The 14,412-nt window shown below is 68.8% G+C and carries 15 protein-coding genes; 6 read left to right on the forward strand and 9 right to left on the reverse strand.

What is annotated here, in order from left to right; translation table 11 throughout:
- Positions 1 to 105: 105 nt before the first annotated feature.
- A complete protein-coding gene (locus tag ACK4SV_RS14170; RefSeq protein WP_409918497.1) occupies positions 106 to 888 on the reverse strand; it encodes a 16S rRNA (uracil(1498)-N(3))-methyltransferase in 783 nt (260 codons plus the stop codon).
- A 90-nt stretch (positions 889 to 978) separates the two neighbouring features.
- On the opposite strand from ACK4SV_RS14170, the gene ubiA reads away from it, so the two are divergent.
- The 4 genes from ubiA (at position 979) to ACK4SV_RS14190 (ending at position 4,544) form a co-directional block, all read left to right on the forward strand.
- A complete protein-coding gene (gene ubiA / locus ACK4SV_RS14175) occupies positions 979 to 2,046 on the forward strand; it encodes a 4-hydroxybenzoate octaprenyltransferase (protein WP_409918498.1) in 1,068 nt (355 codons plus the stop codon).
- A 66-nt stretch (positions 2,047 to 2,112) separates the two neighbouring features.
- The gene (locus ACK4SV_RS14180; protein ID WP_409918499.1) at positions 2,113 to 3,078 is read left to right on the forward strand and encodes a fatty acid desaturase family protein; all 966 of its coding nucleotides are present in this window, start codon (positions 2,113 to 2,115) and stop codon (positions 3,076 to 3,078) included.
- Positions 3,075 to 3,749, forward strand: a complete 675-nt coding sequence (locus tag ACK4SV_RS14185; RefSeq protein WP_409918500.1) for a DsbA family protein — start codon at positions 3,075 to 3,077, stop codon at positions 3,747 to 3,749. Before ACK4SV_RS14180 ends, ACK4SV_RS14185 begins: the two co-directional genes overlap by 4 nt.
- Before the next feature lie 6 nt (positions 3,750 to 3,755).
- Positions 3,756 to 4,544 (forward strand): enoyl-CoA hydratase/isomerase family protein, encoded by a 789-nt coding sequence (locus ACK4SV_RS14190; RefSeq protein WP_409918501.1) that lies wholly within the window; start codon positions 3,756 to 3,758, stop codon positions 4,542 to 4,544.
- Between the two features lie 37 nt (positions 4,545 to 4,581).
- Here ACK4SV_RS14190 and ACK4SV_RS14195 read toward each other — a convergent pair whose 3' ends face one another.
- From ACK4SV_RS14195 to ACK4SV_RS14230, 8 genes are all read right to left on the reverse strand, one after another.
- Complete coding sequence (locus tag ACK4SV_RS14195) at positions 4,582 to 6,402, reverse strand: ABC transporter ATP-binding protein (protein ID WP_409918502.1); 1,821 nt, start codon at positions 6,400 to 6,402, stop codon at positions 4,582 to 4,584.
- Complete coding sequence (locus ACK4SV_RS14200; RefSeq protein ID WP_409918503.1) at positions 6,353 to 7,534, reverse strand: inositol monophosphatase family protein; 1,182 nt, start codon at positions 7,532 to 7,534, stop codon at positions 6,353 to 6,355. The genes ACK4SV_RS14195 and ACK4SV_RS14200 overlap by 50 nt, the downstream gene beginning before the upstream one ends.
- On the reverse strand, positions 7,521 to 8,873 hold the full coding sequence (locus ACK4SV_RS14205) for a TldD/PmbA family protein (RefSeq protein ID WP_409918504.1): 1,353 nt from the start codon (positions 8,871 to 8,873) through the stop codon (positions 7,521 to 7,523). The genes ACK4SV_RS14200 and ACK4SV_RS14205 overlap by 14 nt, the downstream gene beginning before the upstream one ends.
- 317 nt (positions 8,874 to 9,190) lie before the next feature.
- Positions 9,191 to 9,466, reverse strand: coding sequence for a hypothetical protein (locus tag ACK4SV_RS14210; protein WP_409918505.1), 276 nt, complete (start codon positions 9,464 to 9,466; stop codon positions 9,191 to 9,193).
- A gap of 125 nt (positions 9,467 to 9,591) precedes the next feature.
- Positions 9,592 to 9,906 (reverse strand): hypothetical protein, encoded by a 315-nt coding sequence (locus ACK4SV_RS14215; RefSeq protein WP_409918506.1) that lies wholly within the window; start codon positions 9,904 to 9,906, stop codon positions 9,592 to 9,594.
- Positions 9,907 to 9,967: 61 nt separating this feature from the next.
- Positions 9,968 to 10,681 (reverse strand): protein tyrosine phosphatase, encoded by a 714-nt coding sequence (locus tag ACK4SV_RS14220; protein ID WP_409918507.1) that lies wholly within the window; start codon positions 10,679 to 10,681, stop codon positions 9,968 to 9,970.
- 389 nt (positions 10,682 to 11,070) lie between these two features.
- Positions 11,071 to 11,346 carry a hypothetical protein gene (locus ACK4SV_RS14225; protein ID WP_409918508.1) on the reverse strand — a complete coding sequence of 92 codons (276 nt, stop codon included), beginning with the start codon at positions 11,344 to 11,346 and terminating at the stop codon, positions 11,071 to 11,073.
- 9 nt (positions 11,347 to 11,355) lie between these two features.
- Positions 11,356 to 12,414 (reverse strand): terminase large subunit domain-containing protein, encoded by a 1,059-nt coding sequence (locus ACK4SV_RS14230; RefSeq protein WP_409918509.1) that lies wholly within the window; start codon positions 12,412 to 12,414, stop codon positions 11,356 to 11,358.
- Between the two features lie 750 nt (positions 12,415 to 13,164).
- Here ACK4SV_RS14230 and ACK4SV_RS14235 point away from each other — a divergent pair.
- Both ACK4SV_RS14235 and ACK4SV_RS14240 read left to right on the forward strand, forming a co-directional pair.
- A complete protein-coding gene (locus tag ACK4SV_RS14235) occupies positions 13,165 to 13,677 on the forward strand; it encodes a hypothetical protein (protein WP_409918510.1) in 513 nt (170 codons plus the stop codon).
- A 100-nt stretch (positions 13,678 to 13,777) separates the two neighbouring features.
- Complete coding sequence (locus ACK4SV_RS14240) at positions 13,778 to 14,410, forward strand: hypothetical protein (protein WP_409918511.1); 633 nt, start codon at positions 13,778 to 13,780, stop codon at positions 14,408 to 14,410.
- The last annotated feature ends 2 nt before the right edge of the window (positions 14,411 to 14,412 follow it).

Raw genomic sequence — 14,412 nt, forward strand, 5'->3', positions numbered from 1 at the left:
CAGGGGAGGAAAAAGGGTGCGTGCAGCCACGCCGCTATCCTCCCCTGCGAAGCGGGGGAGGTGCCCCGAAGGGGCGGAGGGGGGAGCCCCTGCTCCCCGGACGCGCTACCCCCAATCCCCGCACACCGCCTGCCACAGCGACAGCGCCGCCACCACCGCCGTCTCCGCCCGCAGGATGCGCGGGCCTAAACTCACAGGAAAGGTATCCTTCCGCCCGCGCAGGCCTGCCCGCTCGAACGGAGTGAAGCCCCCCTCCGGCCCCACGAGAATCGCCGCATCCCGCCCCTTCAGCCCCTGCAGCACCTCCAGCATCGGCCCCGCCCGCCCGCTCGCCCCGCCCCAGGCCGCGCCAGATTTATCGCCCGCCTCGTCGCCCGCCTCATCGCAATAGATCAGCGCCGTGCCCGGCCCCAGCGCCTCCAGCGCCCGGGGCAGCGCCTGCACCTCCGCCACCTCCGGCAGGTCCAGCCGCTCGGTCTGCTCGGCAGCTTCGAGCGCGATCTTGCGGAACCGGTCGAGCCGCACGGTCCGCGTCTGCGTCCGCTCGGTCAGCACCGGCCAGATCGCGCCCGCGCCCAGCTCCGTCGCCTTCTCGACGATCAGGTCGGTCTCATCCTTCTTCACCGGCGCGAACAGCAGCGTTACCCCCGGCCCGCCGCCCTGCGGCTGCGCCCGCGTCTGCTGCGCCAGCAACAGGTCGATCCGCCGCGAGCCCACCGCCTCGATCCGCGCGAGCCATTCCCCGTCCCGGCCATTGAACAGCCGCGCCTCGCCCCCGATGCCAAGACGCAAGACCCGCGACAGGTAATTGGCCGCCTCCTCGCCCAGCGCCAGTACAGCGCCCTCGCTCAGCGGGTTATCGACATAAAGGCGCGGAATGGTCGGCATGTCGGCCCTATAGGCTGAGGGGGGCGGGTCTGTCAGGTGTGGTTTTTGCATCACGGATTGTGGATTTGAAACTACAACCGGTGCGGGCAGATGCCAAATCCTCTATATCCGCTGGCGATGAGTTACACCCGCCACGACGATGAAACAGGGGGCTTCGCGATCCCCGCCGACTCCGCGCTGCCCGGCTGGCTGTCCCGCCTGCCGCCGCGCTGGCAGCCCTATGCCATGCTCGCCCGGCTCGACCGGCCGGTCGGCATCTGGCTGCTCTACCTGCCCTGCGTCATGGGCATCGCCTTTGCGAAAATCCCCGCCGGCCTCGGCTGGATGGACCCTGTCTGGCTGGTCCTCTTCTTCATCGGCGCCGTCGCCATGCGCGGGGCGGGCTGCACCTGGAACGACATCACCGACCGCGACATTGACGGCCGCGTCGCGCGCACCGCCGCCCGGCCCATCCCCTCCGGCGCGGTGACCGTCCGGCAGGCCTACCTCTTCCTCCTCGCCCAGCTTGGCGCAGCGTTCCTCATCTGGCTCGCCCTGCCCTGGGACGCGAAGGTCGCCGCCCTGCTCGCCCTGCCGCTGGTGGCGGTCTACCCCTTCACCAAGCGCGTTACCTGGTGGCCGCAGGCCTGGCTCGGCCTCACCTTCAACTGGGGCGTCTTTGTCGGCGCCGCAGCCGCCGCGCAGATCACCGGCCCGGTCTATTTCCTCTATGCCGGACTCGTCCTGTGGACGATCGCCTATGACACGATCTACGCCCTGCAGGACCGGGAAGACGACGCCCTGATCGGCGTGCGCTCCACCGCGCGCCTGTTTGGCGCCCGGGCCGTCACCTATGCCTTCGCCTTCCATATCGGCGCCGCCGCGCTGGTCGCCTTCGCCGCCTGGCAGCAGGGCGCCGGCCGCCTCGGCGCGCTCGCCGCCCTCCTCTTCCTCGCCCACGGCGCCTGGCAGGCCTGGACCCTCTCCACCAAGGGCGAAGGCCGCGCCCTCGCCATGTTCAAGGCCAACGTACCCGCCGGCGCCATCCTCGCCGCCGGCCTCCTCGCCTCGGCCCTCCTCACCACCTTCCACCAGCCGCGCTCGCTCTTCCTCGACGGCGCCCCGCCTCCCGGCAGCGAAGCCGGAGAGCCCCCCGAAGCGCCGCCCGCCACGCCTTGACCCTGCTCCCCCGGCAGACGCGGCGTCATACGTGACGGGCGCGTCAGCTTCGCCTATACTTACGCCATGCCCGCTGCTGCCCGCATCCGCCCGCTGGACCTCTTCACCCGTGAGGAATGGGCGCGCCTCTCCACCCGCAATGGCTGGATGGGCCCGCTGCTGATCCTGCATGGCTGGGCCATCATCGCGGGCGCAATTGCCCTCTCGGCCTGGTCGCTCTGGTTCCTGCCGGTCTCGATCATGCTGATCGGCGCGCGCCAGCTCGGCCTCACAATCCTGATGCACGACGCCGCCCACGGCGCCCTGCACCCCAACGCGAAGGTCAACGACTTCCTCGGCCACTGGCTCTGCGGCGCCCCCATGGGCGGCCACCTGAAGGCATACCGTGCCTACCATCTCACCCATCACAAATTCGTGCAGCAGGCCGAAGATCCCGACCTCATCCTGTCGAGACCCTTCCCCGTCACGCGCTCATCCCTGCGCCGGAAGATATTCCGTGACCTGACGGGCCAGACCTTCCTCAAGCAGCGCTCCAACCAGTTCGCCAACGCCCTCGGCCTCGGCCTGCGCAAAGGCCCCGGCGCCGAGAACCGCGCCCAGTCGGCCCGCGAGGCGGTCATCCCGATGCTGATCACCAATGCCGTGATCCTCGCCGTCCTGATCACCCTCGGCCTCTGGTGGGCCTATCTCCTCCTCTGGCTCCTGCCGATGGCCACCTGGATGATGCTCGTCACCCGCCTGCGCAACATCGCCGAACACGCCGTTGTTCCGGACAATGACGATCCCATGCGCTATGCCCGCACGACGCTCGCCAACCCCCTCGAAGGCCTCCTCATCGCGCCCTATTGGGTGAACTATCATTGCGAGCATCACATGTTCATGCATGTGCCGTGCTACCGCCTCGGCCGCATCCACAAGGCCCTCGCCGCAAAGGGCGTCACCGGCAGCATGGAAGTCCAGCGCGGCTACCCCCGCGTCCTCGCCATGGCCACCTCGAAGGCCGAAGCGCCCCGCGCTGCGAGCGCGGCATGACCGTCGCGCTCGAAATGGTATCCGATCTCGTCTGCCCCTGGTGCTGGCTCGGCCTGCGCCGCATCCAGGCCGCGATGGCCGAGGCGCCGGAGGTCGAGGTGAAACTCTTCTTCCGCCCCTATGAACTCGACCCCACCATCCCGCCGGGCGGCACAGACTACAAATCCTACATGTCCGCCCGCATCACTTCGCCCGAAGGACGCGAGCGGATGGCCATGATGCGCCAGGCCCTGATCGAGTATGGCGAGGCCGAGAACATCCCCTTCCGCTTCGACGCCATAACCCGCCGCCCGAGCAGTTTCGATGCGCATCGCCTCGTGCGCTGGGCGCAGGGCCAGGGCAAGGGCGCTGCCGCCAAGGAAGCACTGTTCACGGCCTATTTCCGCGACGCCCGCGACATCGGCCAGCACAGCGAGCTTGTCTCCATCGCCCGCGAGATTGATCTCGACCCGGACATTGTCAGGGACCTCCTCGCCAGCGGCGCCGATACCGACGCCGTCCGCGCCGAGGCAGACACCTTCCGCGAAATGGGCATCTCCGGCGTGCCGACCTATATCGCCAATCGCCGCGTCGCCGTGCAGGGCGCCGAAAGCGCCGAGAAACTCGTCCGCTTCCTGCGCCATGCCGCCTCCCTGCTCCCGCAGGAACGCCCCTCCGGCCCGCCCGCCTGACCCGTGATGGAACTCGTCCGTATAGAGACCGAAGGCCGCGTCGCCACTGTCCGCTTCGACACTGGCTCGAAGGCCAACGCCCTCAGCCAGCAGCTGATGCGCGAACTCACCGAAGCCGCCCGCCTCTTCCACGGCGACCCCACCATCTCCGCCGCCATCCTTGCGGGCCGCGACGACAATTTCACCCTCGGCGCCGACCTGCGCGACCCTGAGGGCGCAGACGTGCGCAAGCTCGGCCTCGCCGAACGCCGCGTCCGCCTGCGCAATGGCCCGTCCATGTGCGAAGCCTGGGAAACTGTCGACGCGCTGACGATCTGCGCCATCGAAGGCTGGTGCGTCGGCGGCGGCGCGGCGCTTGCCGCTTCCTGCGACCTGCGTGTCGCCTCCACCGCGGCCACCTTCTATGTCCCGGAAGTCGAGCGCGGCATGAATATGAGCTGGGGCTCCATCCCCCGCTTCACCGCCCTTGTCGGCCCGGCCCGCACCAAGCGCATCGCCGGCCTCTGCGAAAAGATCAGTGCACAGACCGCCCTCGACTGGGGCCTCTACGACCACCTCGCCCCGCCCGGCACCGCACTCGCCAAGGCCGCCGAAGTCGCGGCCGCCGCTGCAAAGCTCCCGCCCACAGCGCTCAAAATGGTCAAGCACGACACCAACATCGCCGCCCTTGCCCTGGCAAAAGCCACCGCCCACCGCGACCTCGAAGCCTTCGCCCTGATGCAACAGACCGAAGACTTCAAGGAAGGCGTCAAGGCCTTCTTCGAAAAACGAAGCCCCGATTTCACCGGCGACTGATTAAAACCCCTTCCCCCAAGGGAGGCGCGATGAAAAATCAGCTCAGCTGCAGCTCCGCCAGCCGGCGATACGCCCCGCCGGCGGCCATCAGCTCGCCATGCGTGCCTTCTTCCACCACGCGGCCTTCTTCCATCACAAGAATTCTGTCGGCCGAGCGCACGGTGGACAGCCGGTGCGCGATAATCAGCACCGTCCGTCCCCGGCCGAATTCGGCCAGCGCCGCCTGAACGCGCGCCTCGCTTTCAGAATCCAGCGCCGAGGTCGCCTCGTCCAGCAGCAGCACCGGCGCCCCGCGCAGGATGGCGCGCGCGAGCGCAATCCGCTGGCGCTGCCCGCCCGAGAGGCTGCGCCCCATCTCTCCCGCCGGCGCCTCATAGCCGCCCGGCAGCATACGGATGAAATCATGCGCATAGGCCGCCTTCGCCGCCGCCTCGATCTCCTCCTGCGCCGCGCCGATCCGGCCGAGCCCGATATTCGCCCCGATCGTGTCGTCAAACAGTGCCGCATCCTGCGCCACAAGGCCCATCTGCGCGCGCAGGCTCGCGCCCGTCACCTCGCGCACATCCCGCCCGTCAATCCGTACACGGCCGGACGAGGCATCATAAAGCCGCATCAGCAGGTTGAACACGGTCGACTTGCCCGCCCCCGACGCGCCAACGATGGCCACCGTCTCGCCGGGCCGCGCGGTAAAGGTCAGGCCTTTCAGCGCCTCGGTCCCGTCCGGATAGGCAAAGCGCACATCGTCAAACTCGATCTCGCCGCGCACGGAGGATAGCGTCTCCGCACCCGGACGGTCGGCCACCTTCGGCGCCGTGTCCACGATGTCGAGCACCCGGTCTGCCGCCGCTGCGCCTTCCTGCGCCACCGCGCCGATGGCGCCCAGCGCGCGCACTTCCGGCGCCGCAATGCCCACCGCCGCGATAAAGCCCAGCAGGTCGCCCAGCGTGCTCTCGCCATTCGCAATCCGCCAGGCGACAAAGCCGAGCAGCGCCGCCAGCGCCAGCCCGCCAAACACTTCCAGCACAGGGTCCACGCCTGCGCGCTTCGACAGCACTTTCAGGTAAAGCCGCGAGCGTTCGGTAAAGCCCTTCGCCGCGCGCGTCTTCTGCCAGTCTTCGAGGCCGTACGCCTTCACCACGCGCGCCGCCTGGAATCCTTCGGTCAGGAGCGAGGTCACCTCGCCTGTCTGCTCCTGCTCGCGTTTTGCCCGTTTACGGACGGAATTGCCGAGCGAGACCACCGGCCCCAGCGCCAGCGGATAGACGACCGCAATGATCAGCGCCAGCTGCCAGTCCTTCCAGAACAGCCAGGCCAGCACGCCGATCACCGTCGCCGCGCTCTTGGGGAAGTTGTTGGCAAAGCGCAGCGCCGCCTCGCGGATCGCCACGATGTCATTGATGAAGCGCGAGACAAACCCGCCGGAAGCGTCCCCCGACAGCCGCGCAAAATCCCCATCCGTCAGCGCATCGAACTGAACCGTCTGCATACCGACGAGCCCGCGCTGCACGCCGGTATTGTTGAGCAGCGTCATGGCATACATCGTCAGCGCCCGTCCCGCCGTCAGCAGGATGATCGCCAGGATGCCGCCCCAGATCCAGCCGACCGGCGCTTCCACGCCTGCGGCCTCCTGCCGGATGTCGTTCTGCAGCTCGTTGCCGATAAAATCGAGCACGGCGATATAGCCGATGCTGAAGCCCGCCGAGGCGAGCGCCATCAGCACCCCGCCGATGAACCAGGCGCGCTGCGGCCAGAAGTGTGCGCGGAAAACGCGCAGCAGGCTGCGCCGCTTCGCCGGCCGGGGGGCGGGGTCAGACGTTATGATGGTCCCCTGTCGCGGGGTCGAGCAGGCGGTGGGCATGCAGGATGAAATAGCGGATCTCGGCGGTGTCCACCGTGCGCTGCGCAGCCGCCTTCCAGGCATCATAGGCGGCCTGATAGTTTGGGAAGGCGCCGACAAAATCCATTTGCGTAAGGTCGGCGAATTCCACGCCGGTCACATCCTTCAGCCGCCCGCCGAACACGATATGCAGCAGCTGTTTGCCTTGGGTCTGGGTCGGGCTCATCTTGTTCGCTTCCTTCAGCGCAGGCGGTTCAGGGGCAGGCTCTCGCGCGCGGTCAGGCTGACCTGTCCGGTCTGGCCCGTCTGGCCGGGCCGGTGCCCGCGCCTGCGGGTCCGGCAACCTCACCACGCTGGAACGGCGCAATAACAAGGGATGCAGCCCGTTTCCAGAGGCGACCACACTCGGCTGGGCGGCAACGGCCTGGTTGAACACCAACCGCTCGCCCCGGTGGGTCGTCGCCAGCCCGCCTGCCTCGGCAACGAGCACCGCGCCGGCGGCCACATCCCAGTCCGCCTTCTCGCCCAGCACCAGCGCGGCGTCCCAATGGCCGGACGCAACCCGCGCCAGCCGCAGCAGCGTCGAATTCGGTTTCGGCCGCGCCAGTTCCACAGGCGGCCAGGGCTCCGGCCAGCCGGGATGGGTCACCATCCCTTCGTTCGCAATCAGGCGCAGGCCCGCTTCTTCCCGGCGCAGCGAAACCCGCATGGGCGCCCCGTTCAGGAACGCCCCGGCCCCCTTGCGCGCGGCATAAAGCTCGCCGGTCACAGGAGCGTAGATCACCCCCGCAACCGCCTCGCCCTCTTCCACGATGGCAAGGCCGATGCACCAGTCCGGCGTGCCGTCGATATAGGCCCGGGTGCCGTCAATCGGGTCCACCACCCAGACCCGCGCCCGGTCGCGCGCGCCGGGCTCGTCGAAGGTCTCCTCCGACAGCCAGCCATAGTCCGGCCGCGCGCCCTGCAGCACAGAGGCGCACAGCCGGTTCACCGCCAGGTCGGCTTCAGTCACGGGGCCGCGCCCGCCCGGCTTGTTCCAGGCCTCGGCGGATTGGCCGCCCGCCAGATGAGACAGCGCCAGGTCTCCCGCCTCGCGCGCCAGCGCCATCATGCGGCCAAGGTCTTCCTCGAGCGTGCGCTCAGCTGCCCGCAAGGTTCATGCCCTCGATCAGGATGGACGGCGCATCCCGCGTGCCCCGCAGCTCCAGATCATTCGCCGGAATGAGCCGCGCAAACATCGACGGCAGCTCGCCCGCCACCGTCACTTCCGAAACCGGCCAGGCAATCTCCCCGTCCTCAAACCAGAATCCGGCAACGCCGACGGAATAGTCCCCGGTATTGGGATTGATCGAGGGGCCGAACATGTCGGTCACCAGCAGGCCCTTGCCCGCCGCCTTGGCCAGCGCGCCGGGGGAGTCCTTGCCCGGCCGCAGGTAGACGTTGGAGGTCGACACCCCCGGCGGGTCGCCAAAGCCCGGGGAGGCAAATCCGTTGGGATCCAGCCCCAGCTGGCGCGCAGACGGCAGGTTCAGGAGCCACCCCGTCAGCCGGCCATCCTCGATCAGGTGCGTCTCGCGCACCGGCAGGCCCTCGCCATCATACAGCCGGCTGCCCATCCCCATCGGCCGGGCCGGATCGTCTGTGATGTAGATGCCGGGCGCGAACACGGCCTCGCCCATCCGGTCCTTCAGGAAACTCACCCCGCGCGCCACCGAGGGGCCGGAAATCGCGCTCAGGAACGCCCCGATCAGGGAATCGGCCACCCGCCGGTCGAAGATCACCGCCGCCTTCTGTGTCGCCAGCTTTCGCGCGCCGAGGCGGGCAATCGTGCGCTCGCCCGCCGTGCGGCCAATATCCGCCGCTGCCGGCATGTCGCTGCGCCGGCGCACCGACCAGCTGTCATAGTCGCGCTCCATCTGGCCATTGCGCTCGGCCACCGCCGCGAGGCCAAGGCTCACCGAGGTGCCGGTCTTGTGGCCGCGAAAGCCATTGGTCGCCGCGACCCAGCTGGACGAGCGGTTCCACGAGGCCCCGCACCCCGCCACCGTCTTGACCCCCGGCACGGCCAGCGCCGCCGCCTCTGCCGCCAGCGCATCGGCCTCCAGCGTCTCCGGGCTCAGCTCCGCCTCGCCGGTCAGGTCCAGCCGCGTCTGCCCGCCCGTCAGCAGCGCAGCTTCCGGCAGACCGCAGAACCGGTCCTCCGGCACGGCCCGCGCCATCGCCACGCAGCGCTCCGCCAGCGCCGTCAGCCCCTCGCGCGAAAGGTCTGCGCCCGAAACATGCGCCTGCCGCTTGCCGAAGAAACAGCGCAGCGAGATGCCGGCATTCTCCTCCCGCTCGATGCCCTCCAGCTTGCCCTTACGCACCGACACGCTGACGCTGCCGGAGACGCCATACCGCGCATCGGCTGCATCCGCGCCGGCCTTGAGACAATGATCGAGAAGGCCGGACAGGGTCTCCTCCGGCGAAAGTTTCACAGCTGAATCAGTCATCCCAGCTAGATGGACCGCCCCGCGCCCCCGCGCAACTCCCGCTACAGCGCAACCCCCTCGGTGGATGGTCCCCGACCCCACCCCCTTCGTCACGGCCGATGGCCAACGGCCATCTGGCCGCCCATCTCCGGCCCTCACCGTTCAGCTGGGCGGTCATGTCAGGAGATGGGCCCCCTGATGACCTGCGGTCATCGGGGGTGTCGAACCCCGGTGGTTGTTGCTCTGCGCGCTCCACCCACAACAAAGCCGCCAGGCGCCCGGCCCGGCGGCTTGAAGAAAGATGCACCCGCCCCAAACCGGGCAGGAGGAGGAGAAACCTACATGTCCCGGCGTGCGTCGGGCAGGCGGTCGTTAATATCGTCGCGGATGTCGAGCAGCGTCACGATCAGGCCGCAGATCAGCCCGGAAGCTACCCAGCCGCCCAGCGAGAACAGCGCAATATCGGCAATCTGCGCCAGCGTGCCCTCAAGCCCGATCAGCTCGCCCGTGAAGGCGCCCTGCTGGTAGATCCCCAGCGAAATGCCGCCGATGATGATTGCGATATACGCAATATAGACCACCGTCCGGAAGCTGTTGATAATGATGAACTTCATGGACATCCCCTTCCTTGTTCAGTCCCATTCTGGGCAGGCTGCCATTCTGCGGCCCCCGTATCCAGCGCCTTCACATTCTGCTGCCCGGCGCTGACTTGCAAGGCCGCGCTGCACTTCGCCCGCCCCTAGCCGCCCGCACCGGTCAGCGGACAGGCCATCATGTCCTCCACTGCTGCAGAAAAGGCAAGCATCTCCTCCGCTGAGGCGAGTTCGGCGATGAATGCTTCCACTTTCACGCCCTGCCGGCCCACGCGGTCGGCCGTTTTGGCGAACAGGTCCGGCTCAAGGTTCTGCTGCAGCGCGTTGGCCTGGCAGAGGCACGCCGCCTCGCTCTCCCCGGCCGCGACGCAGCTCTCCACCAGCACCTGATGATCGCCCGGCCCCGGCGTGCCACAGGCCGCCAGCAGCGCCAGAAGTGCCGAAATTCCTGCCCGTCTCATCGCCTGCGACTCCCTGAAGCTCCGCCAGTGCTCTCACACCCCGGCCCGCCTGAACAGGCCCCTATTCCCGCCGGAGGATCGCGTCCAGCTGCGGCCCCTTGCCGAGGCGCTGAAGGAACTCCGCCTTCACCGCCGCGGCGTCATAATCCTCGGCCACCCAGTCCAGAAACGGCTTCCACGCCGCCCGGTCCCGCCCCTCATTGAAGCGCACATACGCCTCGCAGAAGGCGTCCAGCACGCCGGTCTTGCCCTGCCGGATGTGCAGATAGCGCCCCGAAAGCTGCCCTGCGGCCTCTTCGAAGGGGACGCCCTCGCGCAGCAGCTTATACAGTACCGCCCCCATCCCCGCCCGGTCCGCGCCGGATTTGCAATGCATCAGCGCCGGATAGGCAATCCGCCCGAACAGCTCCTGCGCCGCGAAAATCTTTTCCCGCGAAGGCGGCTCGCGCGAGAACAGCTGGAAATCCACCAGCTCGATGCCCGCCGCCTCGCAGGCTTCCTTCTCCAGGAGGTAAAACCCCTTCGTGCTCGGCCCGCGCAGGTTCAGGATCGTGCGGATGCCGCGCTTTTCGCCATGCGCCCGGATCTGTGCCGGCGAGGGCTGGTTCGACCGCCACATCTCGTCTGAAATCCGGTGCAGGTTGGAAAACCCCGCCCGCAGGAAATGATGATCGCCGAGGTAAAGCTCCCGCCACGCCCGCGCGCGCCCCCCCGGCACCGCCAGGTCCGGCGCCACATGCACCCGGCGCATAGATTTCGGCGTGATCTTCACCATCTCCCAGCCGCTTAAGCGCCCCCGCCCGATGGGGCAAGGTGCAGGGGCAGGCCGCTCCTGCTTTGTCTGGGCGAGAATTCAACGCGCAACAGTCCTGATGTTCGTCACCCCCGATGACCGCAGGTCATCAGGGGGCCCATCTCCTGACATGCCCCCGAAGCGCAACGGCCCGCAACGGAGATGGGCGGCCAGATGGCCTTTGGCCATCGGCCGTGACGGAGACAGCGGGTTTTAGGCCCCCTCCGCCCTTCGGGCACCTCCCCCGCAAGCGGGGGAGGATAAGAGGGCGTCTGGGTGCAACTTCATCCTCCCCTGCGAAGCGGGGGAGGTGGCAGGCCGCGCAGCGGACTGACGGAGGGGGAAGCCCCAACGCACCACACCCCACCTCATCACCCCACCACCCGCACCCTCGGCCCGCGCCCGTCGATCAGCAGCGCCCAGATCGCCCAGACGAGCGCGTCCACCCGGTCCGGTGAGCCCGCCTGTTCCTCCGTTCCGAAGCGGCACATCTGGTCCTCCAGAATCGGGAAGCTGCCCGCATGGCAGACCCTTCCCTGCTGGTAGAGCGCCGCGACCGGCCCCGCCCGCCCCCGCTTGCCGAGCCGCGCGTGCACCAGCCGCACGGGGATGCGCGTGCCCGTCATCGCGATCACCTCGCGCACCATTTCCCCGCCCTAATTGGCCTCGGCGAGGATGCAGGACGCCCCGCCGATCTCCGCAAGGCTTGCCGCGCGCTGCGCCCAGTCCATCGGCGACAGGCCCGGCGCCGAGGCATCGCCCAGCACATAGGCCTTCCCCTCCAGGCTGCCCGCCAGGATGATCCCGCACGCATCCGCCCCCGGCTTCGACGACACCGACGGGTCAACCGCCAGGATACAATCCTCAAGGTTCAGCGGCGCCGCCTCCACCCGCCCGGCCTCGATCAGCGCGCGCGGGAACAGGGCGCCCGGCGGGTCGTCAATCATCTCCCCGTCCAGCTCCTGCCGCCCGATCACCGTGCAGCCATAGGCCTCGATCATCGCCCCGACAAATCCGGGCGCGAGGTGCGCGGCATTCTCCGCCGTCGCGGTGCGCGTCTGCGCCACCAGCGGATCGGCCATCAGCTTGCGGATCAGCGGGGTCGCGCGCGGGGTCGTCGTCACCAGGGAGAGAGGCTTGTGGCCAAGGCGCAGGGCCAGCTGAAGGTTCGTCCACACCGCCTCGCCCTTGGCCCACGCGCCCGCCTCATCACACCAGGCCAGGTCGAATTGGGGCCCGCGCAGCGCCTCCGGGTCTTCCGCCGAGAAGCCATAGGCGACCGCGCCGTTCTGCCATTCAAGCCGTTGGCGCGAGGGCTGCCACAGCGGCCGGTCCGCCCGCTGCGCCGCCAGCGGGATCAACCCGCTCGGCCCCTCGATCATCACCTCGCGCACATCCGAGAAGGTCGGCCCCACCAGCGCCACCCGGCGATAGCCCGCCTGCAACACCGCCCAGCGGACCCATTCGGCGCCCGCCCGTGTCTTTCCCGCGCCACGTCCGCCCGAAAGCAACCATGTCCGCGAGAGGTCCGGCGGCGGCGCCTGTGTATCGCGGGCGAGCGCCAGGAAGGGGTGGGCCGCCAGCAGCCTCTGCACGCGCGGCGGCAGCCGTCCCGCGTCTCCGGCGGCCAGAAGGCGCCTGAGCCTTTTCCTCGTATCCCTCATCCAGGGCGACCATGCGTTCAAGGTCTCCGAGGGCGCCGTGTCTCCAGTCATCCTGCTCCGTTTCCATATCCGTTGACGCGCCCGCCCCCTCGCCGCCAATGTCGCTCCCGCCGGCCCCGCCCCGGCCCGCTGCAGGCGCCGCCCGCGACGCCGCCGGGGCCGCCTTGCCGATCTGCGCCACCGCCTCCTTCACAGCCGCCGTCTCGCCCCGCAGCACGGCTTCGGCGAGTTCGCACCACATCATCTCGACCGCGAGGCGGGCTGTTTCGCCAGGGGTTTCCGGCGCATCGAGCCCGTGCGCTTTAATCCGTCTGCGGACGGTCGAGGGATGACGCTGTATCAGGGCCGCAATCCCCGCGATGGCCATGCCGCACAACCAGCCAAGGCGGATGCAGCGAAGCTCTCGCGGGGAGCCCGGGCGGAAAGCCCGGAGGATGGGAGTCTGCGGCGGGGGAGTCTGGGGCGGGGGAGTCTGGGGCGGGGGAGGCTTCGGCAGGCCGGGGTGGGTGTCTTGCTTCGTCATGAAGCCATCATAACCCCGCCCGGAACCCGGTCGGATACGATTTCACGAACTGCAGCATCGATGGGCAAAACGGGCGGGATAGACCCGTATGAACCCAGCAGAATTGCGGTGCGGGTTTTCGAGAGTGTGGACCTGCCGCCGCCTCCGTCCGCCCCCCGTGTCTTTCGGGCAACAGGTGTTGCCGGATTACGAGACTGTGAGGGTCAGTGTCCTAAAATTGACAAACCTCCATCTCAGCCTGTGCTTTCCTGTAACCTACGGATTGAGGGGGGACACTCATGGTCCGCGCCGCCTATCGCCCATTCCTGCTCGCCGCAGCCGCGCTCACGCTTGGCGCCTGCCAGATGTTCGCGCCTGCGGGCGATGTTCCGCCTGCGAATTTGGCTGACACCGTAACCGAACCGGCCCCCCGGCCGCAGGAGGAGGCGCCGCCCGTGGTCAGGATCACTCCCGAATGCCAGGGCATCTACGAAACACGCGGCTGGTCGGCCTGGATCAACCGGATGCCCGGCCCCGGTGCCGTCGCCACCATCCATGTCGCCGGCGAAGTCGATACCCGCAGCGGCGGCTACAGTTTCGACTGGCAGGAAGGCCCGCTCGACCGGTCGGCTGTTCCGGCCCTGCGCCTGCGCCTTGTGCCCATCGCGCCGGAGGGGATGGCCACCCAGGCGATCGTTACCCATTCCCTCAGCTGGTCGGCGCCCCTGCCGGCCCATGGCTACAGCCGCGTGATCATCGGATGCGGGGAGCAGATGATCGCCGAGATCGACGATATTCCTGATGTTTTCTAAGGGTTTGAACGGACAGGTCTGCAGCGCGGGCGCTTGCCTCCTCCTCGCCCTCGCTGCCTGCGCGCCCTCTCCGGGGGCAACAGCGCCGGTGTCCGGGCCGGTGACCCCTGCCGGTCCGGACCTGCCTTTGCTGCGCCTCGTCCTGACCGGCGAAGCGGCCCTGCCCGATGGCGTCAGCCTGCCCGAAGATGCGCGCCTTGTGGCCGAATTCCGCGCCGAAATGTCCACCGCCCAAGAGGCGGCCTTCCGGCTGGACACCGCCGTGCCGCCGGGCCCCGGCCCGCTGGCATTTGCGGTGGAATTGCCGCCCACTTTCAGCCTCGATGAAGGCCCCTACCGCCTGCGCCTGCGCGTGCAATCCGGACCGGTGGTCCTCTATGCCACCGAAGCCCCGGTGCGGATCGCCTCGGATCAGGACCTGACCGGCATTTCCATGCGGCTCGCCGATCCTGACGCCCTGCTGCGCGCCGCCCTGATCACCCCGGGCGGCGCGGCGCATGTCTGCGGCGGCGAGCGGGTTATCCTCGCGATCGAAACGGGCGCGGCCTATATTACCTACCCCACCGGCGAGAGCGCCCGGCTGCGCAAGGTCGATGCTTCAGGCAGCAGCGCGGAGCAATTCTCAAATGGCGACCTGCTGCTCGAACGCCAGCACGACACCGCCACCGGCACCGCCCGCCTCGCTTTCGCCAGCGGCGGCGGCGACCCGCAACTCTGCACGCTGGCGCGCTGATT

This window comes from Hyphomonas sp. (assembly GCF_046313735.1).
GTDB lineage: Bacteria > Pseudomonadota > Alphaproteobacteria > Caulobacterales > Hyphomonadaceae > Hyphomonas.